This window comes from Streptomyces sp. ICC4 (genome assembly GCF_003287915.1).
Classification (GTDB): Bacteria; Actinomycetota; Actinomycetes; order Streptomycetales; family Streptomycetaceae; genus Streptomyces; species Streptomyces tritrimontium.
This window is the reverse complement of the sequence record NZ_CP030286.1, coordinates 5,700,168-5,726,590: the sequence shown is the minus strand read 5'-3', so window position 1 is coordinate 5,726,590 and position 26,423 is coordinate 5,700,168. Positions and strand designations below refer to the sequence as shown.

At 74.0% G+C, this 26,423-nt stretch carries 25 protein-coding genes; 11 read left to right on the top strand and 14 right to left on the bottom strand.

Going from position 1 to position 26,423, the window contains the following annotated elements; genetic code table 11:
* Positions 1 to 276 precede the first annotated feature (276 nt).
* Together DRB89_RS26700 and DRB89_RS26695 are read left to right on the top strand one after the other, a co-directional pair.
* Positions 277 to 1,746 (top strand): amino acid permease, encoded by a 1,470-nt coding sequence (locus DRB89_RS26700; protein WP_239516350.1) that lies wholly within the window; start codon positions 277 to 279, stop codon positions 1,744 to 1,746.
* Positions 1,747 to 1,756: 10 nt separating this feature from the next.
* Entirely contained in the window at positions 1,757 to 2,212 is a 456-nt protein-coding gene (locus tag DRB89_RS26695; RefSeq protein ID WP_007262967.1) for an Lrp/AsnC family transcriptional regulator, read from the top strand.
* On the opposite strand, the gene DRB89_RS26690 is transcribed toward DRB89_RS26695, so the two are convergent.
* The 6 genes from DRB89_RS26690 to DRB89_RS26670 form a co-directional block, all read right to left on the bottom strand.
* Positions 2,190 to 2,612: a WhiB family transcriptional regulator gene (locus DRB89_RS26690; protein WP_112450366.1), complete on the bottom strand. Its 423-nt coding sequence runs from the start codon at positions 2,610 to 2,612 to the stop codon at positions 2,190 to 2,192. The two genes, DRB89_RS26695 and DRB89_RS26690, sit on opposite strands and share 23 nt — an antisense overlap.
* A gap of 141 nt (positions 2,613 to 2,753) precedes the next feature.
* Positions 2,754 to 3,887: an LLM class flavin-dependent oxidoreductase gene (locus DRB89_RS26685; RefSeq protein ID WP_112450365.1), complete on the bottom strand. Its 1,134-nt coding sequence runs from the start codon at positions 3,885 to 3,887 to the stop codon at positions 2,754 to 2,756.
* Positions 3,888 to 3,993: 106 nt separating this feature from the next.
* A complete protein-coding gene (locus DRB89_RS26680) occupies positions 3,994 to 5,361 on the bottom strand; it encodes an NtaA/DmoA family FMN-dependent monooxygenase (RefSeq protein WP_112463443.1) in 1,368 nt (455 codons plus the stop codon).
* A gap of 21 nt (positions 5,362 to 5,382) precedes the next feature.
* Positions 5,383 to 6,594 (bottom strand): LLM class flavin-dependent oxidoreductase, encoded by a 1,212-nt coding sequence (locus tag DRB89_RS26675; protein ID WP_112450363.1) that lies wholly within the window; start codon positions 6,592 to 6,594, stop codon positions 5,383 to 5,385.
* Between the two features lie 61 nt (positions 6,595 to 6,655).
* Positions 6,656 to 6,826, bottom strand: coding sequence for a hypothetical protein (locus DRB89_RS43160; RefSeq protein ID WP_162688730.1), 171 nt, complete (start codon positions 6,824 to 6,826; stop codon positions 6,656 to 6,658).
* Positions 6,827 to 6,915: 89 nt separating this feature from the next.
* Complete coding sequence (locus DRB89_RS26670; RefSeq protein ID WP_112450362.1) at positions 6,916 to 7,623, bottom strand: GNAT family N-acetyltransferase; 708 nt, start codon at positions 7,621 to 7,623, stop codon at positions 6,916 to 6,918.
* Between the two features lie 266 nt (positions 7,624 to 7,889).
* Here DRB89_RS26670 and DRB89_RS43155 point away from each other — a divergent pair, with 266 nt between their 5' ends.
* The 5 genes from DRB89_RS43155 (at position 7,890) to fxsA (ending at position 13,030) form a co-directional block, all read left to right on the top strand.
* Positions 7,890 to 8,480, top strand: a complete 591-nt coding sequence (locus tag DRB89_RS43155; RefSeq protein WP_162688729.1) for a hypothetical protein — start codon at positions 7,890 to 7,892, stop codon at positions 8,478 to 8,480.
* A 208-nt stretch (positions 8,481 to 8,688) separates the two neighbouring features.
* Entirely contained in the window at positions 8,689 to 9,489 is an 801-nt protein-coding gene (locus DRB89_RS26655) for a carbon-nitrogen hydrolase family protein (protein ID WP_112453035.1), read from the top strand.
* 116 nt (positions 9,490 to 9,605) lie between these two features.
* A complete protein-coding gene (locus DRB89_RS26650) occupies positions 9,606 to 11,252 on the top strand; it encodes an amidohydrolase (protein WP_112450781.1) in 1,647 nt (548 codons plus the stop codon).
* 309 nt (positions 11,253 to 11,561) lie between these two features.
* Positions 11,562 to 12,359, top strand: coding sequence for a polyprenol monophosphomannose synthase (locus DRB89_RS26645; RefSeq protein WP_112450782.1), 798 nt, complete (start codon positions 11,562 to 11,564; stop codon positions 12,357 to 12,359).
* Between the two features lie 86 nt (positions 12,360 to 12,445).
* Positions 12,446 to 13,030: an FxsA family membrane protein gene (fxsA, locus tag DRB89_RS26640; RefSeq protein ID WP_112450783.1), complete on the top strand. Its 585-nt coding sequence runs from the start codon at positions 12,446 to 12,448 to the stop codon at positions 13,028 to 13,030.
* 153 nt (positions 13,031 to 13,183) lie between these two features.
* On the opposite strand, the gene DRB89_RS26635 is transcribed toward fxsA, so the two are convergent.
* The 3 genes from DRB89_RS26635 to DRB89_RS26625 form a co-directional block, all read right to left on the bottom strand.
* Positions 13,184 to 13,558, bottom strand: coding sequence for an RNA polymerase-binding protein RbpA (locus tag DRB89_RS26635; RefSeq protein WP_031146696.1), 375 nt, complete (start codon positions 13,556 to 13,558; stop codon positions 13,184 to 13,186).
* 342 nt (positions 13,559 to 13,900) lie between these two features.
* Entirely contained in the window at positions 13,901 to 15,292 is a 1,392-nt protein-coding gene (locus DRB89_RS26630) for an MFS transporter (RefSeq protein WP_112450784.1), read from the bottom strand.
* A gap of 66 nt (positions 15,293 to 15,358) precedes the next feature.
* Positions 15,359 to 16,129, bottom strand: coding sequence for a glycerophosphodiester phosphodiesterase (locus tag DRB89_RS26625; RefSeq protein ID WP_112450785.1), 771 nt, complete (start codon positions 16,127 to 16,129; stop codon positions 15,359 to 15,361).
* Positions 16,130 to 16,342: 213 nt separating this feature from the next.
* On the opposite strand from DRB89_RS26625, the gene DRB89_RS26620 reads away from it, so the two are divergent.
* On the top strand, positions 16,343 to 17,845 hold the full coding sequence (locus DRB89_RS26620; protein ID WP_112450786.1) for a PLP-dependent aminotransferase family protein: 1,503 nt from the start codon (positions 16,343 to 16,345) through the stop codon (positions 17,843 to 17,845).
* Between the two features lie 52 nt (positions 17,846 to 17,897).
* Here DRB89_RS26620 and DRB89_RS26615 read toward each other — a convergent pair whose 3' ends face one another.
* Together DRB89_RS26615 and DRB89_RS26610 are read right to left on the bottom strand one after the other, a co-directional pair.
* Complete coding sequence (locus tag DRB89_RS26615) at positions 17,898 to 19,544, bottom strand: hypothetical protein (RefSeq protein ID WP_112450787.1); 1,647 nt, start codon at positions 19,542 to 19,544, stop codon at positions 17,898 to 17,900.
* A 51-nt stretch (positions 19,545 to 19,595) separates the two neighbouring features.
* On the bottom strand, positions 19,596 to 19,790 hold the full coding sequence (locus tag DRB89_RS26610) for a hypothetical protein (RefSeq protein ID WP_007262923.1): 195 nt from the start codon (positions 19,788 to 19,790) through the stop codon (positions 19,596 to 19,598).
* A 283-nt stretch (positions 19,791 to 20,073) separates the two neighbouring features.
* Here DRB89_RS26610 and DRB89_RS26605 point away from each other — a divergent pair, with 283 nt between their 5' ends.
* Together DRB89_RS26605 and DRB89_RS26600 are read left to right on the top strand one after the other, a co-directional pair.
* Positions 20,074 to 20,496 (top strand): ankyrin repeat domain-containing protein, encoded by a 423-nt coding sequence (locus DRB89_RS26605; protein WP_112450788.1) that lies wholly within the window; start codon positions 20,074 to 20,076, stop codon positions 20,494 to 20,496.
* Between the two features lie 343 nt (positions 20,497 to 20,839).
* Positions 20,840 to 22,246 carry a HEAT repeat domain-containing protein gene (locus tag DRB89_RS26600; RefSeq protein ID WP_112450789.1) on the top strand — a complete coding sequence of 469 codons (1,407 nt, stop codon included), beginning with the start codon at positions 20,840 to 20,842 and terminating at the stop codon, positions 22,244 to 22,246.
* 214 nt (positions 22,247 to 22,460) lie between these two features.
* On the opposite strand, the gene DRB89_RS26595 is transcribed toward DRB89_RS26600, so the two are convergent.
* From DRB89_RS26595 to DRB89_RS26585, 3 genes are read right to left on the bottom strand one after another with little or no spacing between them, the layout of a single operon-like run.
* Entirely contained in the window at positions 22,461 to 23,330 is an 870-nt protein-coding gene (locus tag DRB89_RS26595; RefSeq protein WP_112450790.1) for a biotin-dependent carboxyltransferase family protein, read from the bottom strand.
* A complete protein-coding gene (locus DRB89_RS26590; RefSeq protein WP_112453732.1) occupies positions 23,327 to 23,950 on the bottom strand; it encodes an allophanate hydrolase subunit 1 in 624 nt (207 codons plus the stop codon). Before DRB89_RS26590 ends, DRB89_RS26595 begins: the two co-directional genes overlap by 4 nt.
* An 8-nt stretch (positions 23,951 to 23,958) precedes the next feature.
* Entirely contained in the window at positions 23,959 to 24,786 is an 828-nt protein-coding gene (locus tag DRB89_RS26585; protein ID WP_204358073.1) for a 5-oxoprolinase subunit PxpA, read from the bottom strand.
* A gap of 113 nt (positions 24,787 to 24,899) precedes the next feature.
* On the opposite strand from DRB89_RS26585, the gene DRB89_RS26580 reads away from it, so the two are divergent.
* Positions 24,900 to 26,423: hypothetical protein (locus DRB89_RS26580; RefSeq protein WP_239516349.1), on the top strand; the 1,524-nt coding region annotated here is incomplete at its 3' end.

The following is a 26,423-nucleotide window of genomic DNA, read 5'->3' as shown; positions in this document are numbered from 1 at the left end:
CCGTTCGGGATGGGTCACGCACTGATCGATCATCCCCGCGCAACAAAGGACCATCCAGGACAGATCCGCGCAACGATCAGTCGCCAATGTGCAAGGATGGTGCATTACGGGCGGTATCACTCAGCTCGTAGGCTCACTCGCTGTACGTGGAGTGGCGAGGACCGCCTGCTCGCGGTCCCCCCATGCCCAGGCAGGTTCTTGCGCTGCCTGCTCCTGCTCCGGACCGCTGCGGTCGACGCCGACACACCCCACCCGCAGTGACAAAGGAGTCCCCTCGTGCTCGATCACGGCCAGGCGCCACCGCTCACCTCGGAGCCCCGCAAGGCGCCCCACCCCCTGATGCGCCGCAAGCCGGTGGAGCAGCTGGTCGCCGAGGGCGGCCAGGGCGAGGGCGGCTCGCTGCGCCGCTCGCTCACCATGTGGCAGCTCACGATGATCAGCATCGGCGCGACCCTGGGCACCGGCATCTTCGTCGTCCTCGGCACCGCGGCCCCCAAGGCCGGTCCCGCCGTCACGATCTCCTTCGTCATCGCGGGCCTGACCGCCCTCTTCTCGGCGCTCTCCTACGCGGAGCTGGCCGGATCGGTGCCGGTCTCCGGCTCCTCGTACTCGTACACCTACGCCACCATGGGCGAGCTCGTCGCATGGGTCTGCGGCTGGTGCCTGATCTTGGAGTACGGGGTCTCCGTCGCGGCGGTCGCCGTCGGCTGGGGCGAGTACCTCAACGAATTCCTCGACGGCACGATAGGGATCACCATCCCGGAGAGTGTCTCCGCCCCGCTGGGCGAGGGCGGCTTCATCAATCTGCCGGCGCTCGTCGTCGTCCTGCTCGCCATGGTCTTCCTCATGCGCGGAGCCAAGGAGAGCGCCCGGATCAACTCGATCATGGTCGGCGTGAAGATCGTCACCCTGCTGCTCTTCATCGGTATCGGTGCCATGGGCATCAAGTCCGGCAACTACTCGAACTTCAACCCGCTCGGCCGGGAGGGCATCACCGCCGCGGCCGGCACCCTCTTCTTCTCCTACATCGGCTTCGACGCCGCTTCCACCGCCGGTGAGGAAGCCAAGAACCCCAAGCGCGACCTGCCCCGCGCGATCATGCTCTCGCTGCTGATCGTCACCGTCCTCTACGTCCTTGTGGCCTTCGTCGCCGTCGGCGCCATGCCCTGGCAGGACTTCGAGGGCACCGAGGCCGCGCTCGCCCAGATCATGACCGACGTCACCGGCCACAGCTTCTGGGGCGTGGTCCTGGCCGCGGGCGCCGTCGTCGCCATCGCCTCCGTGGTCTTCGCCGTGCTCTACGGCCAGACCCGCATCCTGTTCGCGATGTCCCGCGACGGCCTCGTGCCCAAGGCATTCGGCAAGGTCAACGCGCGCACCGGCGTTCCCCGCGCGAACGTGGTGATCGTCGGCCTCTTCTGCGGACTCCTCGCCGCCACCATCCCGCTCGGCAAGCTGGCCGACGCCACCAGCATCGGCACGCTCTTCGCCTTCGGTCTGGTCAACGTCGCCGTCATCATCCTGCGCTTCACCCGCCCGGACATGCCGCGCACCTTCAAGGTGGCCCTGTTCCCGCTCACGCCGATACTCGGCTTCCTCGCCTGCGGTTGGGTGATGTGGAGCCTCGACGCCGTCACCTGGCAGGTCTTCGGTGGCTGGATGGCCGTTGGCCTCGTGGTCTACTTCCTGTACGGCATCCGCCGCTCCCGACTGGCCACAGCAGAACCGGCCGCAGCAGAGAAGTGATCCACGCGCAGTGCGACTGAACGATCTCGACGAACGCATCGTGCACGCCCTCGCCGAGGACGCCCGCCGCTCCTACGCGGACATCGGCTCCGAGGTCGGACTCTCCGCCCCCGCCGTCAAACGGCGCGTGGACCGGCTGCGTGCCGAAGGGGCCATCACCGGCTTCACGGTCCGCGTCGACCCCGCCGCCATGGGCTGGGAGACCGAGGGCTTCATAGAGATCTACTGTCGCCACAACACCTCGCCGGACGACATCCGGCGAGGGCTGGAGCGCTACCCCGAGGTGGTGTCCGCGTCGACCGTCACCGGCGACGCGGACGCCCTCGTCCAGGTCTTCGCCTCCGACATGCGGCACTTCGAGCGGGTCCTGGAACGGATCGCGGGCGAGCCCTTCGTGGAGCGCACCAAATCGGTCCTCGTCCTCTCCCCGCTGCTGCGCCGCTTCACCTCGGGCGCCCCGGCGTAGCGGACCTGTCGGGCCCGCTGGGTCCGCTCTGCCCCTTCGGCGCCGTCATGGCGGCCCTCCTGGCGCGCGAGGGCCGCGCCAGGGCCTTGCGCTCCTCCTCGGTCTTGCCGCCCCACACCCCGAACGGCTCCCGCGTGCGCAGGGCGTGCTCCAGGCACGCCTCCCGCACCGGGCACCCGCCGCAGACGCGCTTCGCGGCCGCGTCGCGCTCCTCCCGTTCCTCGCCCCGCTCGCCCGCGGGATGGAAGAACCGGGACGAGCCGAGCTCGCGGCAGGCCGCGTAGGTCTGCCACTCCCAGTGGTGGACCGCGGAACCGGGCAGCCGGGTCACGTCGGCCTCGGGGATCCGGGGGGACGTGGACGCGGAGGTCAGTGCGGTGGCGGACGTCACGGAGGTCATGGCGGTTCCTTTCGCGAGGCGGTCGTCGGATGCTTCCTCCGCGTGTGACCACACCGCGCCGGGCCAAACCCCCGTCGGCGAAACGCCTTCCTCCGCAAGCCGGTCAAGGCTCCGGCCGCCCCCGGCCGGCAGGGCGGCCCGCTACCCTCGCCGGGCCCACTCCCCGGCCAGCAGCCGGTACGAGCGCACCCGGTCCGCGTGCCCGTGCGTGATCGTGGTGATCAGCAGCTCGTCCGCGCCGGTCGCGTCCCGCAGCCGCTCCAGATGGTCGGCGACGGTCGCGGGGGACCCGACGAACTGGGTCTCCACCCGGTCGGCGACCAGCTCGTGGTCCGCCGCCGACCAGTCCCGGGTCAGCTCGCGCGCCCGGTCCGGGTCGGGGAACGGGATCGCTCCCGCGCCCGAGCGGATGCTGTGCACCCACGGCGCGTACCCGGTGGCCAGCTCCCGCGCCTCCGCGTCGTCCGGGGCCACCACCACGTCGGCGGACACCGTCAGGTGCGGCCGGTCCAGCCCGTCCGGCCCGGCCGAGGGCTTGAAGGCCGCCCGGTACGCCTCGGCCGCCTCCAGGACGCTCGCCGGGCTGACGTGGTAGTTCGCCGCGAACCGCAGCCCGTTCGCGCCGGCCGTCTCGGCGCTCACCCCGGCACTGCTGCCCAGCACCCACACCTGGACCTCGGCGCCCTCGCCGGGCACGGCGTGCCCCTCCACCCCCTCCGGCGAGCGGTACTCCCCGCGCAACAGGGCCAGTACGTCGCCCACTTGCTCGGAGTACTCCTGCGGCGCGGCCCCCGGCAGCTGCAGCAGCCGGTGCTGGAGCGCGATGCGCGGGTGGTCCCGCAGATGGGCGAAGGAGAAGGGCTCCGGGATGAGCAGCCCGTTGTCCGTCGTGTACGCCACCGGCGGCGCCGCGTCGGCCCGGCGCGGCGCCGGGCCGCCCGCCGAACGGCCCAGGCCCAGGTCGATCCGGCCCGGGTGCACCGCGTCCAGCAGGCCGAACTCCTCGACCGTCGACAGCGCCGTGCGGTGTCCCAGCTGGACCGCGCCCGAGCCGATCCGGATCGTGGAGGTGGCCGAGGCGGTCAGCGCCAGCACGACGGCCGGCGAGGTCCCGGCGACCCCCGGGTTGAGGTGGTGCTCGGCGAACCAGTAGCGGGCGTAGCCGAACCGCTCGGCCTGGCGGGCCAGGTCGACACTGGAGCGCAAGGCCTCGGCGGCCGTGGAGCCGGACGGGATCGGGACGAGGTCGAGGACCCCGAGCGGGACGGCGGGCATGGTGTTCCCTCCTGCGGTGACGTGCTTGCGGCGCGGGCCTTCGGGCCTGCTGCGGGATTGCTGCGGGCCTGCTGCGGGCCTTCGCCGAAGGGTCTTCGGCGGGGTTTCAGTGGTGGGCGGGGGCCAGGGCGCGCGGGGCGGCGAGACCGAGGTGGTCGCGCAGCGTCGGGCCGGTGTACTCGCGGCGGAACACCCCGCGCTCCTGGAGCAGCGGTACGACGGTGTCCGCGAAGGCGTCGAGCCCGCCGGGCGTCAGGTGCGGCACCAGGATGAACCCGTCGGCCGCGTCCGCCTGGACCAGGCCGTCGATGGCCCGGGCCACCGTCAGGGGCGAGCCGACGAAGGTCTGCCTGCCGGTCGTCTCGATCACCAGCTCCCGGATCGACAGGCCCCGGGCACCGGCCAGCTCCCGCCACTCGCGCGCGACGTCCGCCGGATCCCGGTGCGTGCGCACGCTCGCCCGGCCCTGCGCGACGGTGTTCTCACCGGGGACCGGATCGACGTCCGGCAGCGGCCCGTCCGGGTCGTAGCCCGACAGGTCCCGGTTCCACACGTGCTCCAGGTACTTGATCGCGGTGGCCCCGCTGACCTGCTTGAGCCGCACCTCGTGGGCCAGCTCCCGCGCCTCGTCGTCGGTGTCGCCGAGCACGAAGGTGGCCGCCGGCAGGATCTTCAGCTCGTCGGGGGTGCGGCCGTACTTGGCCAGCCGCCCCTTCACGTCCGCGTAGAAGGCGCGGCCCGCGTCCAGCGTGCCGTACCGGCCGAAGATGGCGTCCGCGCCGGCCGCCGCGAACTCCCGGCCCTCGTCCGAATCGCCCGCCTGGAAGACGACGGGCCGCCCCTGCGGGCTGCGCGGCACGTTGAAGTGCCCGGAGATGTCGAACTGCTCGCCCCGGTGGGCGAAGGCGCCCGCCCGCGCGTCCCGCAGGAACTCCCCGGACACCGGGTCGGCGAGGAGCTCGCCGCCGTCCCAGGAGTCGAACAGCTCGTGCGCGGTGGCGAGGAACTCCCTGGCCCGCTCGTAGCGCTGCTCGCGCGGCAGGAAGCCGCCGCGCCGGAAGTTCTCCCCGGTGAAGGCGTCCCAGGAGGTGACCACGTTCCAGGCGGCCCGGCCGTCCGAGAGGTGGTCCAGGGAGGCGAACTGGCGGGCCACCTCGTACGGCTCGTTGAAGGTGGAGTTGATGGTGCCCGTCAGCCCGAGGTGGGTGGTGACCGCGGCGAGGGCGGCCACCACGGTGAAGGTGTCGGGCCGCCCCACCACGTCCAAGTCGTAGATCTCCCCGCCCTGTTCGCGCAGGCGCAGCCCCTCGGCGAGGAAGAGGAAGTCGAATTTGGCGCGCTCCGCGGTCCGGGCGAAGTGGGCGAAGGAGTCGAACTCGATGTGGCTGCCCGCGGCGGGGTCGCTCCACACGGTGGTGTTGTTGACCCCGGGGAAATGGGCCGCGAGGTGGATCTGCTTGAGCGGCTTGCTCATGGCTGTCGGTCCTTCCGGGGATCAGGCGGCGACGGTGGCGGGAGCGGAGGCGGCGGCAGCGGCACCGGACCGGGTGGGCCCGGCGCCGCCGGCGGCCGCGTACCGGTTCGCGGGGTGCTCCAGGCCCAGCAGGCCGCGGAGCGTGGCGGCCCCGTAGGAGCGTCGGAACGCCCCGCGCCGCTGCAGCTCCGGGACCAGGCCGCGGGTGATGGCCGGGAGGTCGTGGGCGAGCACGCCCGGCCGCAGCCGGAACCCGGTCAGCCCGGCCCCGTGCCACTCCAGCAGCAGGTCCGCGAGGAGCTGCGGCGTGCCCGCGAAGATGCGGGCGTCGCTCGTGTACGCGGCCCCGTGCGCGGCGTCCAGCCGCTGCAGCCGGCGCTCCGCGTCCTCCGGCCTGTCGTCGAGGAAGACCGTCAGCTCGCCGAACACGTGCGGGGCCCCGGGCAGGGCCAGGGCCGCGGCGCGGGCCTCGTCGGCGTTGCCCGGGGTCACGTGCGCGAGGTCGGCGGACCCGGCGAGGAACGGGTACCCGGCGGCGTCGGAGGCGAGCGCGCTGACCGGGGGCAGCCCTTGCGGCGGCCTGGGGGTGATGGAGGGTCCCTTGACGCTGAAGTGGGGCCCCTCGAAGTCGATGTAGTGCAGTCTGGCGCGGTCGACGAACCGGCCCGTGGCCACGTCGCGGATCTCGGCGCCGTCCTCCCAGCTGTCCCACAGCCGGCGCACCACCTCCACGTGGTCGGCGGCCTCCCCGTACAGCCCGGCGATGTCCCCGCCCGCCGCACGGCGCCCGAAGTGGCCCGCCTCGTCCGGCCGTTCGGAGATCTGGACGCGCAGGCCCGCCCGCCCGCGGCTGACGTAGTCCAGGGTGGCGAGGGCCTTGGAGACGTGGAACGGCTCGGTGTGCGTGGCCACCACGCTCGGCACCAGCCCGATGTGCCGGCTCAGCGGCGCCACCCGGGCGGCGACCAGCACCGCGTCGAGCCGCCCGCGCACCAGGTCGGTGCGGCCGTCGGGCCCGGCCGGATCGGTGGACTGCAGGCCCAGCGAGTCCTCGAAGGTGACGAAGTCCAGCAGCCCGGCCTCGGCCTCGGCCACGAGCGAGGCCCAGTACCCGGCGGTGAACAACCGGGCCGCGTCCGCGCCCGGTTCGCGCCAGGCGGCCGGATGCCAGCCGGCGCCGTCGAGGGCGACGGCGAGATGGACCTCGGGGGAGGGGGAAGGGCGAACGGGCATGGCGGAACTGCCTCCTGATCGGACGGCGCGGCGAAGGACGACTCGGATCGCGGAACGCTGATCAGGAACGACAGAGGGAGGCGGCGACGCGCAGCAGGTCGATGTGCGCGCGGGAGTGCAGACGGACGGCGCGGCGGGGGCTGACGGCGGCGGCGCCGGTGCGGGCGCCGCCGCGGGAGCCGGGCCGGGTGCCGGTCGGGGCGTCGGGTCGGGTGCCGGTTCCTGCGGTCATGCCGGGCCACCCCCCCTCGCTCTTCGATCGTCCTTTCGACGCTAGGTCAGTGGGGGGCCCGCCCGCAACGGATGGAATGTCAATCCGTGTTAAGCCTTCGTGTCGGGCGTGCGAAGCCCGATGAAGAGCGGCTCGCGGCGCAGGGTGAAGCCCATCGACAGGTAGAGACCTATGGCGGAGGTGTTCTGCGCCGCCGCGTGCAGGAACGCGCTGTCGCCGCGCTCCTCCACGGCCGCCACGACCGCCCGGATCAGCCGCCCGGCGAGCCCCGCGCCCCGGTGGTCGGGGTGGGTGCAGACCGCGCTGATCTCCGACCAGCCCGGCGGCCGCATCCGCTCGCCCGCCATCGCGACGAGCCGGCCCCCGCGGCGGATCCCGAGGTACGTGCCCAGCTCGACGGTGCGGTCACCGAACGGCCCGGGCTTCGCCAGCTCGACCAGCTCCAGCATCTCCGGCACGTCGGCGGGGCCCAGGAGCACCGCCTCCGGGTCCTCCTTGCCCCGCACCGCCCGGCCGTCGAGCTGTACGCCGGGCAGTGACAGCAGGGTCTCCCAGCCGGCGGGCGGGGTCGGCAGCCCGGTCACCCAGACCTCCTGCCCGGGACCGAAGAGCTCGGCCAGATCGGCCCAGGCGCGCGGGTCCTCGGGATCGGCGAGCGCGGCGAAGGGCGACACGCCGTCGGGGTAGCGGGCGGCGAGTCCGGCGGGCCCGGTCTCGGCGAACCCGCGGTGCGGGCCGTCGAGCGCCGTCCAGACGGGATTGTCGAGGACCGCGTCGGACCGGGACTCACGGGACATGGGCAGGGGCTTCCTTCCAAGGGGTGCGGGCACTCTTGACGGCCCCCTGCGGGGCCACGAGACTGCGAACGCCAGCCTAACGGGGGTCGCGGACACGAGGGGGAGCCGATGGACCAGCTCACCACACCGCCCGCACCGCTCCGCCGCTCCTGGCTCACCCGCCGGCTGCACATCGACCTCCTCCGCGTCTGCAGCGCCACGGCTCCGGCTCTCTGAAGCCCGCCGAGCACGCGCGTACGTCGTACACGGACAGACCGAGGAGAACCATGTCGCACACCCATGTCCAGACGCCTGCCGATGCCCTGTGTCCCGCCCGGGCCCGAGGCCGGAGCCAGGCCGGAATCCCGACGCAGCAGCGGACCCAGACCCAGGCCCAGTCGCAGGTCCAGGCACCGCCCCAGGCTCCGGCCCAGGCCCCGGCCGCCGTCCCGGCCCGGCCCCTGCCCCCGACCCCGGCTCCGACCAGCCCTCCGACCAGCCCTCCGACCAGCGCTCCGGCCGAGCAGGCCCTGCGGGGGCGGATCGGCACCGGGTTCTCGCCCGTCCCGCACCGCTACCGGGTCTACCTCGCCGACGACGACTGTCCGCGCTGCCTCGGCGTCGCCTCCGCGCTCACCGGCCTCGGGCTCCGCGACGCCGTGGCCGTGACCGTCCTGCCGCCCGGCTCCCGCGGCTCCGCCGCCCACGACGAGCTGCGCCGCGCCTACGAGGCCTCCGGGCACCACCACGACGGCACCCTCACCGTCCCCGCCCTCTGCGACGGCTGGAGCGGCCGGGTGGTGTCCAACCACACGCCCGACATCCTGGAAGACCTGCGCCGGCTCGGCACCGACCCGGAATTCCGTACGGCCGGATAGGGATCCGGAGGGGTCCGGCCGGAGCCCCCCGGGACCGTCGCCGGACCCGCTCGGGGCCTTCGTACGGCCTCCGCGCAACGAATCGCCGCCCGCTGCCGAGAACACGCAACGATTCGATGCGGGGAGCGCAATGGTCGTGGCTTGTCGCCGTCGAACGCGCGAACGTACCGTTTGATGACCCCCTCCCCTCCTGCCACAGAGGTCGCTCATGCCCCCGCTGCGCACCGCCCTCCTCCAGAGTTCCGGACGGCTCGGCGACACCGCCGACAACCTGAAGGCCCTCGACGAGGCCGTGGCTCGCGCCGCACGGGCGGGGGCCGGGCTCCTCGTGACCTCGGAGATGTTCCTGACCGGCTACGCGCTGGAGATCGAGGACATCGCGCGGCTCGCCGAACCGGCCGACGGCATGTCCGCCCGTGCCATCGGCGAGATCGCCCGCCGCCACGGGGTGGCCGTGCTCTACGGCTACCCGGAGCGGGACGGCGAGGCCGTCTACAACGCGGCGCAGCTCATCGGCCCCGGCGGGGACCGGCTGGCGAACTACCGCAAGACCCACCTCTTCGGCTGCTTCGAGCAGGACGCCTTCACCCCCGGCGACATCCCCGTCGTCCAGGCGGACCTGGGCGGCCTCCGGGTCGGCATCATGATCTGCTACGACGTGGAGTTCCCCGAGAACGTCCGGGCGCACGCGCTCGCCGGCACCGATCTCCTCCTGGTGCCGACCGCGCAGATGCACCCGTTCCAGTTCGTCGCCGAACAGCTCGTCCCCGTACGGGCCTTCGAGAACCAGATGTACATCGCGTACGTCAACCGCACCGGCCCCGAGGGCGAGTTCGAGTTCGTCGGACTGAGCTGCCTGGCGAGCCCCGACGGGGTGACCCGCACCCGGGCCGGCCGAGGCGAGGAGCTGGTGTTCGGCGAGGCCGACCCCGAGCTGCTGCGGGCCTCGCGCGAGACCAACCCGTACCTGCGCGACCGCCGCCCCGGTCTGTACGCCTCCCTCGTCTGACCGCGGCCGCGCAGCGGCCTCCCCCTCCCGGTCTGACGTGCCCCCGCGGCGCCCGCCCGCCTGATGCGAGGGGGCCGTGGTCCGGGGGCCGGGGCGGACCCGCGAGACTGGTCCGCATGACAGACCGCACCGCCCGCTCCGCCGAAGCCGCCGGAGCCCCCGCGACCGCCCCGGGACCCGACCGGACCGTCCTCCTGCGCCGCGGAGAGGTCCACAGCCCCGCCGACCCCTTCGCCACGGCGATGGTCGTCGAGCGGGGCCACATCGCCTGGGTCGGCTCCGAGGGCGCGGCCGACGCCTTCGCCCAGGGCGTCGACGAGGTCGTCGACCTCGACGGCGCGCTGGTCACGCCCGCCTTCACCGACGCCCACGTGCACACCACCTCCGCCGGCCTCGCCCTGACCGGGCTGGACCTGTCCGCGGCCGCCTCGCTCCCCGAAGCACTCGCGCACGTGCGCGCGTACGCGGACAGCCGCCCGGCCGACCGGGTGCTCCTCGGCCACGGCTGGGACGCCTCGCGCTGGCCGGAGCGGCGCGCCCCCCTGCGGCGCGAGCTCGACGAGGCCGCCGGCGGCCGGCCGCTCTACCTCAGCCGCATCGACGCCCACTCCGCCGTGGTCACCACCGCCCTGCTGCGGCTCGTACCCGGCGTCGAGGCGGCCGCCGACGAGCCGCTGACCCGCGACGCCCACCACGCGGTGCGCCGGGCCGCGCTCGACGCGCTGACCCCGGCCCAGCGCGCCGAGGCCCAGCGGGCCGCCCTCGACCGGGCCGCCTCCCTCGGGATCGGCTCCGTCCACGAGTGCGGCGGCCCCGAGATCTCCTCCCCGGAGGACTTCACCGCCCTCCTGGAACTGGCGCGCACGCACCCCGGCCCCCGCGTCTTCGGCTATTGGGCCGACCGGGACCTCGACCGGGTCAGGGAGCTCGGCGCCGTCGGGGCCGCCGGAGACCTCTTCGTCGACGGCGCCCTCGGCTCGCACACCGCCTGCCTGCACGCCCCGTACGCCGACGCCGGCCACACCGGCACCGAGTACCTCGACGCGCGCGCCGTCGCCGAGCACGTCGCCGCCTGCACCGAGGCGGGCCTCCAGGCCGGCTTCCACGCCATCGGCGACGCCGCGATCACCGCCGTCGTCGAGGGCGTGCGGGCCGCTGCCGACAAGGTCGGCCTCGACCGCGTCCGCGCCGCCCGCCACCGCGTCGAACACGCCGAGATGATGACCCCGGCCGCCATCGCGGCCTTCGCGGAGCTCGGCCTCACCGCCTCCGTGCAGCCCGCCTTCGACGCGCTGTGGGGCGGTGAGGAGGGCATGTACGCCGACCGGCTCGGCGCCGGGCGCGCCCGCACCCTGAACCCGTACGCGGCCATGCTCAAGGCCGGCGTCCCGCTCGCCTTCGGCTCCGACGCGCCCGTCACCCCGCTCGACCCCTGGGGCGCCGTCCGCGCGGCCGCCTTCCACCGCACGCCCGCCCACCGCATCTCCGTACGGGCCGCCTTCGCCGCCCACACCCGCGGCGGCTGGCGGGCCCTGGGCCGCGACGACGCGGGCACCCTCGTCCCCGGCGCCCCGGCCGACTACGCGCTCTGGCAGACCGCCGAGCTGGTGGTCCAGGCCCCCGACGACCGGGTCGCCCGCTGGTCCACGGACCCGCGCTCCGGCACCCCCGGGCTGCCGGACCTGACCCCCGGCGCGGACCTCCCGGTCTGCCTGGCCACGGTCGTCGGCGGCCGGGAGGTATTCGTACGGCCACAGGGGTGATCCGGGGGGCCGTGGTTCGGTGGGGGCGGCCGGACCCGGATAGGTTCGGCCGGGTCCACCACCGGACGTCCGATCCGGACGGAGCCGTTCGCTCAGCCGCGCCCGCGCCTCGGGGGCGAGGGAAGGTTTCGCCGGACGGGTGTCCCCCCTGCTCCGAAGGAGCTTGGGGGAGGGTGGCCTCAGATCGGGGCCCCGCGGTCCAGTAGACAACGGTCAGGCGGCCCGCAGCCAGCGGGAGCCGGTCCGGCCCGAAGGACCGCGGGCCCCGATCGCTGTTCTAAAATCATCCTCTGCGACACGACGTACAGGATGTACGAGAACGCAAAAGGGGAATCAGTGAGCGACGGCGGACAGCGAAGCTACGGACCGCTCGGCACGGCCTTGGTGATCATTCCGACCTACAACGAGGCGGAGAACATCGGGCTGATCGTCGGCCGCGTCCGCGCGGCTGTGCCCGAGGCCCACATCTTGGTCGCGGACGACAACAGCCCGGACGGCACCGGAAAGCTCGCCGACGAGCTGGCGGCCTCCGACGAGCAGGTGCACGTCCTGCACCGCAAGGGCAAGGAAGGGCTCGGAGCCGCCTACCTGGCCGGCTTCGGCTGGGGCCTGGAGAACGGCTACGGCGTCATCGTGGAGATGGACGCCGACGGATCCCACCAGCCCGAGGAACTGCCCCGGCTGCTCACCGCACTGGAGGGCGCCGACCTGGTGCTGGGCTCCCGGTGGGTGCCGGGCGGTCGGGTGGTCAACTGGCCCAAGAGCCGGGAGTTCCTCTCCCGCGGCGGGTCCACGTACTCCCGGCTGATGCTCGGCGTCCCGATCCGCGACGTCACCGGCGGCTACCGCGCCTTCCGCCGCGAGACCCTCGAAGGCCTGGGCCTCGCGGACGTGGCCTCCGCGGGCTACTGCTTCCAGGTCGACCTGGCCCGCCGGGCCGTCCGCAAGGGCTTCCGCGTGGTCGAGGTGCCCATCACCTTCGTCGAGCGCGAGTTCGGCGACAGCAAGATGAGCAAGGACATCGTGGTGGAGGCCCTGTGGAGGGTCACCCAGTGGGGCATCAAGGAGCACGCGGACAAGCTGACCGGCAAGGTCTTCGGCAAGTAGCGCCGGGCGCGGCCGGCCGTCCCCTAGGGGATGTCCGGTACCTCCGACTGAGGATGCTTTTACGCCGGCCCAGGCACACTGGTGGTATGACGACCGGAGTTCCGACCTCTACGGCCCCCCGGCGGCGTTCGCCCGCCCGTACGATGCTTCCCCTGGCCATCGCGGCCTGGCTGATCCTGGAGATCTGGCTGCTCAGCCTGGTCGGCGGGGCGGTCGGCGGCGGGGCCGTCGCCCTGCTGATCGCGGGCGGCCTGGTGCTGGGCGCCGTGGTCATCAAGCGGGCCGGGCGGCGCGCCTTCAAGAACCTCACGGAGACCTTCCAGCAGGCCCAGGCGGGCCGGCAGCCCGCCGCGCAGCGGCCCGGCACGGGCAACGGCCTGACCATGCTGGCCGGCCTGCTCCTGATGATGCCGGGGCTGCTCTCCGACGCCGCGGGCCTGATCCTCCTGCTCCCGCCCGTCCGGGCCTGGGCGGGCCGCCGGGCCGCCCGCACCCTGGAGCGCAAGATGGCCTCCGCGCCCGCGGGCACCTTCGGTGACGCCTTCCAGCAGGCCCGCATCCACCACCCCGACGGCAAGGTCGTCCAGGGCGAGGTCATCCGCGAGGACCGGTCGGCCGGGGACTCCGGCTCCGGCCCGGAGGCCGGTTACCGCCCGCCGCTCACCCCCTGACCCGCAGACCTGACCCGCAGACCTGACTCGAAAACCTGGCCCGAAAACCTGACCTGAAAAGCCGAGGGCCCCCGCCACACACTGTGTGGCGGGGGCCCTCGGCTTCGGTGCTGTCGTGCAGTCTTGCCGTGGTGCTGTGCTGTCGTCCGGCTGTCAGGCGGACTTGCGGCTGTCCCGCGGATGCACGGCAATGTTCATGGCGCCGGAGCGAAGGACCGCGAGCCTCTCGGCCAGCACTTCCTCCAGCTCCTCGCGGGTGCGCCGCTCCATGAGCATGTCCCAGTGCGTTCGCGCAGGCTTGCCCTTCTTCTCTTCGGGCCCGTCCCCGTCAACCAGGAGTGCCATGGCGCCGCACGCCTTGCACTCCCACTCCGGCGGAATGTCTGCCTCAACCGAGAACGGCATCTCAAATCGATGTCCGTTCTGGCATGCGTACTCCACCGCCTGGCGCGGGGCCAGATCGATGCCGCGGTCCGTCTCGTAGCTGGTAACCACGAGCCGCGTACCGCGGAGAGCTCGCTCACTCATGAATCGTGCCTCCCGGGCTTGTCGCCCACAGGACAGGTGTCGCTGTCGTCGTCATCCGGTCAACGTCCGGTCGGCGGTATAGATTCCCGCTCCGGGTCATGCGTCGCCCGTCGTGCCGCCCCTTGTTGTACCCACCGGTGCCCGTTTTGTCACATCTGGCAGCAGATGTCACCCAACGTCTTCACTTCATCAGCACGCAGTAACGGTCCGCCTGGCAGGCCAAAGGCGTACACTACCGGCCCTTCGCTTGAACGTCGAAATCTGTTCCGAATTCGCGTCCAGGACCTCTGTGAGATCCACCCGGATCCACCCGGATCCGGGCGGATCGCCGCGCGGATCCGCTCAGATCCGCTCGGGTACAGGATTGCCCGCCGCCTCCACCGCGCGCCGCACCGGCACTCTGGCGAGCAGCACGAAACCCAGTGCGAAGAAGACCACCAACGAGATGATCGCGTCCCGGTAGCTCCCCGTGACCTGGTAAGTGAGCCCGAAGACCAGCGGCCCCACCCAGCTCAGCCCGCGGTCGCTCATCTCGTACGCCGAGAAGTACTCGGCCTCCTTGCCCGCCGGGACCAGGTGCGAGAACAGCGAGCGCGACAGCGCCTGGCTGCCGCCCAGCACCAGCCCGATCATCGCGGCGAGCGCGAAGAACCACACGGGCGTCCGGGCCGGCAGGAAGTACCCCGCGCCCAGCGTCACCCCCCAGGCGGCCAGAGATCCGAGAATCGTCCGCTTGGCCCCATAGCGCACGGCCAGCCGGCCCATCCCCAGCGCACCGGCCACCGCGAGGACCTGTACGAGCAGGATCGCCCCGATGAGGGTGGACTGCTCCAGCTCCAGCTCCTCCGACCCGTAGATGGAGGCCTGGGAGATCACCGTCTGCACGCCGTCGTTGTAGATCAGGTACGCCAGCAGGAACGACAGGGTCAGCGGATAGCGCCGCATGTCCTTCAGCGTGGCGACGAGCTGCTTCCACCCGCTGACGGCCGGGGCCGCGCCCGGCTCCCGGACCACGGCGCGGTCCCGCAGCCGGCGCAGCGGGATCAGCGCGAAGGCCCCCCACCACAGGCCGGCGGAGGCCAGGCAGATCCGGATCGCCATGCCCTCGGTGAGCCCGAAGGAATCGTGGCCCATGTAGAGCACCAGGTTCATCACGAGCATCAGCGAGCCCGAGGTGTATCCGAACGCCCAGCCGCGCGAGGAGACCGTGTCGCGCTCGTCCGGCGTGGAGATCTGCGGCAGGTAGGCGTTGTACAGCACCATCGAGACCGACAGTGAGGCGTTCGCGACGATCAGCAGCAGCCCGCCCAGCAGGTAGCGCTCGCCGTCCAGGAAGAACATGCCGGCCGTCGCCGCGGCCCCGGTGTAGGCGGCCACGGCCAGCAGCGGCTTCTTGCGGCCCGTCCGGTCGGCGACCGCCCCCGCCAGCGGCATGAGCAGCACGGCCAGGATCACCGAGGCGGACACCACGTAGGCGAAGAAGGAGCCGGCCCGCACCGGGATGCCCAGCGGGTGCACGAAGCCCTCGGCGTCGGCCGCGGCCTTGGCGATCGAGGTGAGGTACGGCCCGAGGAACACGGTGAGCACGCTCGCGGAGTACACGGACACCGCGAAGTCGTAGAAGTACCAGCCGCGCTGCTCGCGCTTGCGCGCGGCCGCCGCCACCGCTGCGGCGGCCGCGGCTCTGCCGTCCTCGGAACCCGGTTCCGCTTCGTCCGTCGTCTGCGCGCTCATGGCGGCCCCCTCGCTGTTCCCCGTAACGCCCCGGCCCCCGCGGCCGGCGCGGGGCGGCGGGCAGTGTCAGGCCCAGGCCCCGCGCCGGTCCAGCACCGCGCGCAAGATGTCGATCCGGTCGGTCATGATGCCATCGACTCCCAGGTCGAGGAGAGCCTCCATGCGTTCCGGTTCGTTCACGGTCCACACGTGCACCTGCAGGCCCCGCGCGTGGGCGGCCCGCACGAAGCGCCGGTCCACCACCCTGACGCCCGCCTGGGTCTCGGGAACCTGCGCCGCCACCGCGCCCGCGCGCAGGGCCGCCGGGACCGCGAACGAGCGCAGCCGCAGCCCGAGCACCCCGCGGACCCCGTAGGAGGTCGCCAGCCGGGGGCCCGCGATCCGCTGGGCGCGGGCCACCCGGCTCTCCGAGAAGGAGCCCACGCACACCCGGTCCCAGGCCCCGGCCCGCGCGATCAGGTTGACCAGCGGGTGCAGGGCCGACTCGTCCTTGAGGTCCACGTTCCACCGCTTGTCCGGGAACTCCTCCAGCAGGTCCTCGAAGAGCGCCAGCGGCTCGGTCCCGCCCACCCGGGCCTCGCGGATCCGGCTCCACGGCTGCTCCCGGATGCGGCCCCGCCCGTCGGTGACCCGGTCCAGGGTCGCGTCGTGGAAGGCGACCAGCTTCCCGTCGGCGCTGGCGTGCACATCGGTCTCGAAGTACCGGTACCCGGCGTCGGCGGCCCGCCGGAACGCGGCGGCGGTGTTCTCCAGCCCGTCCGCGGCCCCGCCGCGGTGCGCGAAGGCGATCGGAGCCGGGTGGTCGAGATAGGGATGGGGAAGGCGTACGTGCGTCACCGCGGCAGTATGCCCGCTGTTCCCCCCGGGGCGGGAGCGCACCGGTGGCCGCGCGATGAACGCCACATCCCCGCGCCCGCCCCCCGCCGGGGGCCCGGGCGGGGGCCCCTGGCCCGCCCGGCGCGCGCCGTGCCACCCTGTAACCGCAGAACGATCCAATACCGGCGCCCGGCGGGCCGGCAGGGGCCAATTCAACGAAGGTGGACCGCAAGCATGGCGCAGTGGACCTCGGCAGTGGGTGCCGCACAGCTCGGCAGGCTCATCACCTCCCAGCAGGGGCGGCCCGCCGTGCCCGGCGCGCGCAAGCTGCCCGCGTACCGCACGCTCGCCGACGGCATCCGGCTGCTGGTCCTCGAGGGCCGCGTCCCCGTCGCCGCGCGGCTCCCCGCCGAGCGGGAGCTGGCCGTCGCGCTCTCCGTCAGCCGCACCACCGTCGCCGCGGCCTACGAGGCCCTGCGCGGGGAGGGGTTCCTGGAGTCCCGCCGGGGCGCCGGCAGCTGGACCTCCGTACCCGCCGGCAACCCGATGCCGGCCCGCGGCCTGGAGCCCCTGCCCCCCGAGTCCCTGGGTTCGATGATCGACCTCGGCTGCGCCGCCCTCCCGGCCCCGGAACCCTGGCTCACCAAGGCGGTCCAGGGCGCCCTCGAGGAGCTCCCGCCGTACGCGCACACCCACGGGGACTACCCGGCCGGGCTGCCCGCCCTGCGCCGGATGCTCGCCGACCGCTACACCGAGCGCGGCATCCCCACCATGCCCGAGCAGATCATGGTCACCACCGGGGCGATGGGCGCCATCGACGCCATCTGCAGCCTCTTCGCCGGGCGTGGCGAGCGGATCGCCGTCGAGTCCCCTTCCTACGCCAACATCCTCCAGCTGATGCGCGCCGCCGGGGTCCGCCTGGTCCCGGTGGCCATGGGGGAGGGGCTGACCGGCTGGGACATGGACGTCTGGCGCCAGGTGCTGCGCGACTCCGCCCCCCGCCTCGCCTACGTCGTGGCCGACTTCCACAACCCGACCGGGGCGCTCGCCTCCGACGAGCAGCGCCGCGCGATGGTGGAGGCGGCCCGCTCCGCGGGCACGGTGCTCGTCGCCGACGAGACCATGATCGAGCTCCAGCTCGATCCGGCGATGGAGATGCCGCGCCCGGTCTGCTCCTTCGACCCGGGGGGCTCCACCGTCATCACCGTCGGCTCCGCCAGCAAGGCCTTCTGGGCGGGCATGCGCATCGGCTGGGTCCGCGCCGCGCCCGACGTCATCCGCAGCCTCGTCGCCGCCCGCGCCTACGCCGACCTGGGCACGCCCGTGCTGGAACAGCTCGCGGTGAACTGGCTGATGCGCACCGGCGGCTGGGCCCAGGCCGTGGAGATCCGCCGCGACCAGGCCCGCGAGAACCGCGACGCGCTGGTGTCGGCGGTGCGCCGGCAGCTGCCGGACTGGGAGTTCCGGGTCCCGCTGGGCGGCCTGACCCTGTGGGCCCGCGCGGGCGGGCTGTCCGGCTCCCGGCTGGCCGAGGTGGGCGAGCGGGTCGGCGTACGGGTCCCCTCGGGTCCCCGGTTCGGCGTCGACGGCGCCTTCGAGGGGTACGTCCGGCTCCCCTTCACGGTCGGCGGCCCGGTGGCGGAGGAAGCGGCGGCCCGGCTGGCCGCCGCCGCCCGCCTGGTCGGAACCGGCGCGGGCGGCGGCGGCGCGGAGCCGCCGCGCACTTTCGTGGCGTAGGCGGGAACGGGCAGGCTCCGTACGCCCAGTGCCGTGGCCGGGGCGCCGTGCCCTACGGGGCGTCCGCCGGTACCTCGGGGACGTCCGAGGCGTCGTGGGCGCCGCCCGAGGGGCCCTGGGCCTGGGCCGGCGGCTGGACGATGTGCAGCGGCTTGGCCGGCGTGACGCGGTCCGGGGCGGGCGCGGGCGCCGGCTGCCGCTCGGGCAGCAGCTCCACCACCGCCTGCCGGTGCGCCGGATGGGCGGCGTCGTCGTACGGGTCCGGTGTGGCGGGCACCTGCAGCCGGTGCACGGGACCGGTGCCGAGCCGGGCGTAGCCGCGCCCCGGCGGCAGCTGGGCCGTCGGCGTGGTGTGCGGCGGCAGCCCCAGCACGTCGGCGATCTGCTGGATCGCGGCGGATCCGAGCACCACCCTGGCCCTGGTGTGCTGCCAGACGGAGTCGTGCAGCAGCTCGAGGTGGTCGAACTGTTCGGCCACCACCACGGTGGTGTGGGCGGCGCGTCCGTGCCGCAGCGGCACCTGGAGCTGGGCGAGCGGATCGGGGCCGCCCTCGGCGGTGGCCAGGTGGGCCAGCACGCTGGGCCGGTCGAGCAGGATCCACAGCGGGCGCCGGGTGTCCTCGGGGGCCGGCCGGCCCGCCTCGCGGGCGTGGTGGGCGGCGATCAGCCGCCGTTCCGTCTCGCGCGCGGCCCACTCCAGCGTGGCCAGTGCCCCGGCCGGACCGCATTCCACGGCGAGGACGCCGGCGCGGCCGGAGAGGCAGGAGTACTCGCCGCTGCCGCCGCCCTCCACGATCAGCACGTCGCCGCCGTGGCGCAGGGCCTGCAGGGCGATCGAGCGCAGCAGGGTGGACGTTCCGCTGCCGGGCTGGCCGACGGCCAGCAGGTGGGGCTCGGTGGAGCGGGAGCCGGTGCGCCAGATGACCGGCGGCATGTCGCGGGGCTCGCCGCCCTCCAGGACGGGCAGGGTGCGCTGCACGCTGCCGGGGTCGGTGAAACCGAGCACGGTCTCACCGGGCGAGGTCACGAAGGGCTGGGCGGCGATACCTGTCGGCAGCGCCGCCAGCACACTCAGGTCGAGCTGGTTGCCCTCCTCGTCCCAGTCGAAGAGATACTCCCGTCCGCGCCCGGACTTGGCGTGCAGCAGTGCCTCGATCCGGGCCCTCGACGCGGCCTCGCCATCGGTGAAGTAGGCCGGGTAGCGGATGTGGAGCCGGGTGACGCGGCCCGCCTCGTCGAACTCGTAGCCGCTGAAGGCCTTGTCCCAGTCCCCGCCGTGGGCGAAGAGCGGACTCGGATCCTCCGGGATGCTGAAGTACGGCACGAGGGCTTCGTAGAGGGAGCCGAGGCGTTCGGTCTCGGCATCGCTGGGCCCGGTCTTCACCGGGGTGCGGTCGCGTCCCTGCCAGGCCGCCGCCGCCATGAGGGTGACCAGGGCGGTGAGGGGGCCGTAGGGGACGAGCGCGACCACGAGGACGCAGGCGGCTCCCAGGAACAGCGCGGGACCACGCTTGTCCTTGGGGGTGTCGCACCACTTGCGCCGCCCGGCCGAGGCCAGGATGCGCAAGCCCCGTCCGATGGTGAGGAGCGGATGGAGGACGTCCGTGGCGCTGTCGGCGGCCGTGCGAGCGAGGTCGCGGCCCCGGTTCAGCGACACGGTGCCGCTGCTGAGGATGCGGGGAAGTGGGCGCCGGGCCACGGGCGTCTCCTGGAGTTGTCGGGTGCTTCGGGTGGGTGCCGGCGGGGGGCGCTAGAGCTTGATCCCGCCGAGGAGGCTCGCGAGGCTCGCCGTGCTCGCCGTGATGCTGGGGGCGATGGCGGAGCCGGCGAGGAAGAAGCCGAAGAGCGCGCACACGAACGCGTGCGTCAGCTTCATGCCGTCCTTCTTGAAGAAGAGGAAGCAGATGATGCCGAGCAGTACGACACCTGAGATGGACAGGACCATGAGTGGTTCTCCTGGTGGGTGGGGACAGTCACCATCAGTTCTTCCAGGCTCACAGGAAGTATCAATGCGACAAAAGGTGCATACGGGTGAATCCAGGAGTTTTTCACTTGACCGGCCCAGCCCGGCTGGCGTGCCGGGTGCGGTGGGGGCAGGGCGTCGCAGGGTGATCATTGCCTCGGCCCGCCCCGCTCATGTGCAGGTCCGGGCGCTACGCTGGCGATTCACCCGTACGGACGCAGTGCCGTGCGCACCCTGCCCCTGCCCGTGAAAGGCGGTACGACCGATGAGTGAGCACGTCGAGGACAGCTCCCAGGGCTCGGACGTTCCCGACGAGGACGTCATCGAGCTGGCCACCAAGATCTTCGACCTCGCCCGTCAGGGTGACACCGAGACCCTCGCCGCCTACCTCGACGCGGGCGCTCCGGCGAACCTCACCAACGACCGCGGCGACACCCTCGTCATGCTCGCCGCCTACCACGGCCACGCCGACGCCGTCACGGCCCTGCTGGCCCGCGGCGCCGAGGCCGACCGCGCCAACGACCGCGGCCAGACCCCGCTCGCCGGAGCGGTCTTCAAGGGCGAGGAGGCCGTCATCCGCGCGCTGCTCGCCGGCGGCGCCGACCCGAACGCCGGAACGCCCTCCGCCGTGGACACGGCGCGGATGTTCGCCAAGGCCGATCTGCTGGAACTTTTCGGAGCCAAGTAGTCCGCTTTTGGCGGTCCCGGCTCGGTCGTTGGCCGGTCCAGACCTCACGGGTTGGTCACGGCGGCCTTAAATGTGGTCGCGGCGCACAAACCGCCTGGGTCATCATGGCGTCGGATTCGATTCGCGGACTTGGCGGACGGGCAGGAGCGGGCAGGACACAACGGGTGTCCGACCCCCGCCCTTGCCGGGGGACCGCCGCCCTGGACGCGGAGCACCGACGAGAGTGAGAAGGCCATGGTCTACATCGAGCGGAACCTGACGGCGGACGTCCTCACATGCTGTTACGCGGCCCTGTGAATTCCGATTCCCGGTTGCGTCCCCAGCTTGATTTGAGGCCATTCCCATGTTCGAACCAGTCATAGCGCCCAGCGGCACCCTGCTCGGGCTCCTCCAGCGGGGTCGCGGCGACGGCACGCTGCACGCACTCGCGGCGCCCAGGGCCGAGGCCCTCGCGGCGCTCAACCAGTGCGTCGCCGGCGATCCGCGCCAGGACTGGCAGGTCGAGAACCGCTCCCTGTACTACGCCAGGCTCTACCTGGACCTCGACGGCCCCCTGGGCGAGATCGAGAGCCACCTCTTCGGCGTCGACGACCTCGTCGACGAGGACGACCACCGCACCGGCCTCGCCCTGTCCGTCCTCGGACACCTGGCCTCGTACGGTCGTGACGACGCGCTCATGCTGCTGCGCCGCTACGCCGCCACGGGCGCCAACTGGGCCTGGGCCCTCGACGAGCTCGCCCTGCGCGACGACGACGAGGGACTGCGCTCCCTGGCCGACCCCGTCCTGGCCCGCTTCCCCGACACCACCGAGGGCGGGGCGCGGCTGGCCGCCGCCGTCCGCGACGCCTATGAGCCCAGGCCCTGGTGCCTGTGGGAAGAAGCCCCCGGAGCCCCCGCATACGCCGCGCGGTTGCGCGCCGCCCGCCAGCAGGGCTCCTTCGACCGCTGGCAGCGCCAGCTCACCCCGCGCGGCCCCCAGCCCGGCTGGGGCGTCCAGGCCGTCTTCGACTGGGCCGCCGACGGACTGCGCCGCGGCACCCCGCTGCACGTGCCCGCCGCCCGCTGCCTCGCCGCCGTGGCCACCCCCGAGGACCGCTCCGCGATCCTCGCGGCCGCCGCCGGAGCGAGCGGCGAGGCCGCCCGGGCCACCGCACTGCACCACCTGGTCCTCGCCGAGCCGGAGAACCCGGCCGTACTGGACCTCATCGAAGCCGCCGGGGACGAGCCGGCCGTGGCCGCCTACGAGCGCATGTGCGGCCCCGGCGCCGTCGAGCGGGCCCGGCGCTGGGTCCACCGCCCCGACGCCCTGGGAACGGCCGCGGCGACCCTGCTGGCCGCCCGCGGCGGAGCCGAGGACGCAGGCCTGGTCCTGGGCGCCCTGCGCGAGACGGTCCGCGGCGTCGGCCCCGACTCGGTGCCGCTCTTCGCCCTGGTCGACGGAGCGGGACGGCTCGCCATCGGCTGCGCGGCCCCGGTGCTGCGCCACGTCTACCGCGAGACGTCCTCCTCCCACCTGCGCGGCCGGGCCGCCCGGGCCCTGGCGGCCACGGACCCCTCCTTCGCGGCGGGCTTCGCGGTGGAATGCCTCTGGGACTGCGAGGAGACCACCCGCGAGGTGGCCGCCCGCCACGCGGAGACCGCCGACGCCCGCGTCGCCCCCCGCCTGCGCCGCCTGGCGGCGGACCCGGCGGAGGAAGAGGACGTCCAGTCGGCGGTGCGCAGCCGGATCGCCCCGGAGTCCACGGTCTGAGCTCCGGGCGGCTCCCGCCCGGAAACACGGCGCGCCCCCGGTCCGTTCCCGGACCGGGGGCGCGCCGTGCCGGCGGTGGGGCGCCGGTGGCCCGGCCTCCCGTGGTGGGCCCCGCACCCGTTTCCTCCCCGGTGTGCGGGGCCCCGGCGGCCCCGTTCACCCGTACTGGGCACCGGGCGCCCGGAACGTTTCATCGGCCCCCTCCCGCGGGTGCTCACCGGCTCCGGACGAACCGGACGGGCACCCCCGGCCCCGCCTGGGCCGCCGCGTCGAGGGCCGGCCCCGGCGCCACGACACCGACGACCGGATAGCCCCCGGTGACCGGGTGGTCGGCCAGGAAGACCACCGGCAGGCCGTCCGGAGGGACCTGGACCGCGCCGAGCACCATCCCCTCGCTCGGCAGCTCCCCGGACCGGGCCCGGACCAGCGGCGGCCCCTCCGTGCGCAGGCCGATGCGGTTCGAGGCCGCCGAGACGCGGTACGGCGCGCGCAGCAGCAGCCCCGCCACCGATTCCCGTTCGAACCAGTCGGCCCTCGGCCCCAGGCGCAGCGGAAGAACCAGCTCCGAAGGCGGGCCCGGCGCCGCCGAAGCGTCCACCCCGGCCACCGGGTCCGGGCCGGGGGCTCCCACCGCCAGCAGCGCCCCCGCCGACAGGACGGGCGGGCCCAGGCCCGACAAGAGGTCCGTCGAGCGGCTGCCCAGGACCGGCTCCACCGCGAACCCCCCTCGCACCGCGACGTAGCTGCGCACTCCCGACCGGGCCCGGCCCACCTCCAGCTCCGCCCCGGCGCGCAGCAGGACCGGGGCTCCCCAGGCCGCCGCGCGCCCGCAGACCCGTACCCCGCAGGGCGCTCCGGTGACCGCCACGACCAGCGGCCCGCCCAGGGCGCGCAGAGCCACCCCGTCCAGGGTCGTCTCCAGGGCGGCCGCGCCCGGCGGGTTGCCCAGCAGCCGATTCGCCAGCGCGTGCGCCCCCGAGTCGAGCGCCCCCGACCGCGGGACGCCGAGGTGCGCGTAGCCGGGCCGGCCCAGGTCCTGGACGGTGGTCAGCGCGCCCGCCCGTACGACCTCCAGGGCCCTCACGCCGCCACCACCCGTGCGAACCGCACCCGTACCCCGGGCACGAAGAGCGCGGCCGGCTCGCGGGAGGGGTCCCACAGCACCGCGTCGGTGGACCCGATCAGCTGCCAGCCGCCGGGGGAGGAGCGCGGGTAGACCCCCGCGTACTCGCCGGCCAGCGCCAGCGAGCCCGCCGGGACCGCCGTACGGGGCGTCGCGCGCCGGGGCAGCCGCAGCCGCTCGGGCAGGCCCGTGAGATAGCCGAAGCCCGGCGCGAACCCGCAGAACGCGACGCGGAAGACGATCCCGCCGACGATGTCCGGGACCTCCTCGGGGCGCACGCCCCACAGCCCGGCCACCTCCGCCAGGTCCGGCCCGTCGTAGCGCACCGGGACCGTCACCGGCGGCGGCCCCTCGGCCGCCGCGAGCGGGGCGGGCTCCCAGCGGGCGATCCGGGCGGCGAGCGCGCGCGGCTCCCGTACGCCGTCCAGCAGGACGGTGCGGGCGGCGGGCACGATGTCCCGTACGCCGCCCAGCTCACCCGCGTCCCGCCGGCGCAGCAGCTCCGCGTGGAGCGCGGCCGCCTCCTCGGCGGAGTCCACCTCCAGCAGCAGGGCCTCGACCCCCACCGGCAGGACCCGCACCGGACCGCTCACGCGAAGGCCTCCACCCGGACGCCGGCCGCCCCGAGGGCTTCCCGCACCCGCAGGGCCAGCCCCGCCGCCCCGGGAGTGTCCCCGTGCAGGCACAGGGAGCGGGCGGCGACCGCGATGCGCGAGCCGTCGGCGGCCGTCACCGTCCGCCCGGCGGCCATCTCGACCGCGCGGGCGACCACCGCGTCCGGGTCGTGGACCACGGCGCCCGGCTCGCCGCGCGGTACGAGGGTGCCCGCCGGGGTGTAGGCGCGGTCGGCGAAGGCCTCCGGGACGGCCGGCAGCCCGGCGGCCCCGGCGGCGGCCAGCAGGAGCGAACCGGGCAGGCCGAGCACCGGGAGCCCCGCGGGTCCGGCCGCCAGCAGGACCCCGGAGACGACGGCGCCGGCCTGGTCGGCGTCGTGCACGGTGCGGTTGTAGAGCGCGCCGTGCGGTTTCACGTAGGACACCGCGGAGCCGGCCGCCCTCGCGAAGACCTCCAGCGCCCCGATCTGGTAGGCCACCTCGTCCGCCAGCTCACCGGCCGGCACGTCCATGGCGCGGCGCCCGAAGCCCGCCAGGTCCCGGTAGGAGACCTGCGCGCCGATCCGCACCCCGCGCGCGGCCGCCAGCTCGCAGACGCGGCGCATGATGGACGGGTCGCCGGCGTGGAAACCGCAGGCGACGTTGGCGCTCGTGACGACGGACAGCAGGGCCTCGTCGTCGGTCAGCGTCCACCGCCCGAAGCCCTCGCCCAGGTCGGCGTTGAGATCGATCACGGCGGTGGCCGCCGGGGTGTCCGGAGCGGTGTCCGCAGTGGTGTCCGCAGGGGTGTCCGGTGTGATCATGGGAGCCATGCGCTGAGCGTAGAACAGGACGCGCACCCGAATCCCACCCCGGGAGGATCGGGCCGAACCATCCCGTTTGGGATGTTGTCAGGGTCAGCGCCTAGTCTTTGCCCGTGACTCTCCCTGCCCCGGCGAAGACCCTTCCGTCCCCGGCGCCGGGCCCGGCCGCCGACGAGGGCCTGGCCCGGCGGCTGCGCGCCCTCGCCTGCACCGCCCCGCTGCACGACCTCGACGTACGCAAGGCCAATCTGGCCGGCGAGTACGGCGTCTACGCGATGGCGGAGGTCGCGCTCTCCGCGATCGACCTGGTCACCCTCAACATGGACTTCGACACCGGAGCCGACCACGAGCAGATAGTGGCCCGGTTGCTGCCGCGCGTCGCCGCCCAGGCGCCGGCGCGCCCCGCGGCCGAGCACGAGCGGGTGGCCCGCTGGGTGTTGGAGAACCTGATCAACGTCGGCAGCGTCGACCGGGGCTTCCGGGCGATCTACGGCACGTTCGGCCCGGACGGGGTCTACGTCCGCCGGGACTACGACTTCAAGCTGATCGAGGAGGTCCCGGGCCACGGCGGCGCCGTGTACCTGCGCACGACCGACGAAGCCGTCAACGTCCTGGTCGGAGCCCTCGACACGGACGTCACCAGCGCGCAGATCGCCGCCGAGGTCAAGCTGGAGGTCCTGATCAGCCGGGGCCGGCTCGCCGACGCCCAGCTCGCCGCCGAACAGGCCCGCTACCGCACCGTCCAGTACGCCGAGACCCTGCGCCGCACGCTCGACGCGACCCGGCGCAACGTGCGGGCGGTGGACTGGCTGGTGACCGTCCCCGACATGATCGCCGAGGCCCTCGACCACGTCGCCGACCGCTACCGCCACGAGAACGCGATCCTGACCAACATCCGCAAGGCGCGCGACGAGGCGGAAGAGCCGGACAACAAGCGGCGCGCCGCCGAGCTGGTCGACATCGTCAAGGACTGCATCCGCCGCCACACGCAGCTGCAGTCCCGGCTGCTGGACGCCGGCCCGCTCTTCCGCGCCGAACAGGACCGCCAGGCCTTCGCGGCCCCCGCGCCGCGCTCCGGCATCGACCTGTACGGGCAGCTCGTCGCCCCGCTCCTGCCGCTCCCGGTGGCCCAGGCCTCCCGGGTCACCGACGCCTTCTTCGCGGCGGGCGCCGGCCTGCGCACCCCGGTCTCGGTGCGCGTCGCCGACCTGGTCGAGATCCTGCTGACCCCGCCGGTGGAGCGCGAGCACCTGGGCCTGGAAATGCCCGAGCCGGACCTGATCGCCACCCCCGACGACAGCCGCTTCAGCGAGGAGCAGCTGGCCGCCGCGATGGAGCTCCTGGAGCTCCCGCACGACGCCCCCCGCCGGCTGTCCGGGCTGCTGGCGCAGGCCCGCCGCTCCGACCCCGACCTGCCCTACCTGGTCGCCCTGCTCGCCGTCCACGCGGCGAGTCCGGCGGTCGGCACGGCCTACCGCCAGGGCGAGGAGCGCCTCCTCTTCGCGGTCGACGACGGCACGGAACTGCACGACCCGGAATTCGGCGGCGCGGACCTCATCGTCGGCACCGCCCTCCTGGACGCCGCGGCCATGACGGCCGACCGCACGGAGGCGGCATGCTGTCTCTTATACACCTTT

Bases quoted from the DNA above. Each gene is read 5' to 3' on its own strand.
- DRB89_RS26690 (WP_112450366.1), bottom strand. From the start codon at position 2,612: ATGACCTCCGTGACGTCCGCCACCGCACTGACCTCCGCGTCCACGTCC.
- DRB89_RS26685 (WP_112450365.1), bottom strand. From the start codon at position 3,887: ATGCCCGCCGTCCCGCTCGGGGTCCTCGACCTCGTCCCGATCCCGTCC.
- DRB89_RS26680 (WP_112463443.1), bottom strand. From the start codon at position 5,361: ATGAGCAAGCCGCTCAAGCAGATCCACCTCGCGGCCCATTTCCCCGGG.
- DRB89_RS26675 (WP_112450363.1), bottom strand. From the start codon at position 6,594: ATGCCCGTTCGCCCTTCCCCCTCCCCCGAGGTCCATCTCGCCGTCGCC.
- DRB89_RS43160 (WP_162688730.1), bottom strand. From the start codon at position 6,826: ATGACCGCAGGAACCGGCACCCGACCCGACGCCCCGACCGGCACCCGG.
- DRB89_RS26670 (WP_112450362.1), bottom strand. From the start codon at position 7,623: ATGTCCCGTGAGTCCCGGTCCGACGCGGTCCTCGACAATCCCGTCTGG.
- DRB89_RS43155 (WP_162688729.1), top strand. From the start codon at position 7,890: ATGTCGCACACCCATGTCCAGACGCCTGCCGATGCCCTGTGTCCCGCC.
- DRB89_RS26655 (WP_112453035.1), top strand. From the start codon at position 8,689: ATGCCCCCGCTGCGCACCGCCCTCCTCCAGAGTTCCGGACGGCTCGGC.
- DRB89_RS26650 (WP_112450781.1), top strand. From the start codon at position 9,606: ATGACAGACCGCACCGCCCGCTCCGCCGAAGCCGCCGGAGCCCCCGCG.
- DRB89_RS26645 (WP_112450782.1), top strand. From the start codon at position 11,562: ATGTACGAGAACGCAAAAGGGGAATCAGTGAGCGACGGCGGACAGCGA.
- fxsA (WP_112450783.1), top strand. From the start codon at position 12,446: ATGACGACCGGAGTTCCGACCTCTACGGCCCCCCGGCGGCGTTCGCCC.
- DRB89_RS26635 (WP_031146696.1), bottom strand. From the start codon at position 13,558: ATGAGTGAGCGAGCTCTCCGCGGTACGCGGCTCGTGGTTACCAGCTAC.
- DRB89_RS26630 (WP_112450784.1), bottom strand. From the start codon at position 15,292: ATGAGCGCGCAGACGACGGACGAAGCGGAACCGGGTTCCGAGGACGGC.
- DRB89_RS26620 (WP_112450786.1), top strand. From the start codon at position 16,343: ATGGCGCAGTGGACCTCGGCAGTGGGTGCCGCACAGCTCGGCAGGCTC.
- DRB89_RS26610 (WP_007262923.1), bottom strand. From the start codon at position 19,790: ATGGTCCTGTCCATCTCAGGTGTCGTACTGCTCGGCATCATCTGCTTC.
- DRB89_RS26605 (WP_112450788.1), top strand. From the start codon at position 20,074: ATGAGTGAGCACGTCGAGGACAGCTCCCAGGGCTCGGACGTTCCCGAC.
- DRB89_RS26600 (WP_112450789.1), top strand. From the start codon at position 20,840: ATGTTCGAACCAGTCATAGCGCCCAGCGGCACCCTGCTCGGGCTCCTC.
- DRB89_RS26585 (WP_204358073.1), bottom strand. From the start codon at position 24,786: ATGATCACACCGGACACCCCTGCGGACACCACTGCGGACACCGCTCCG.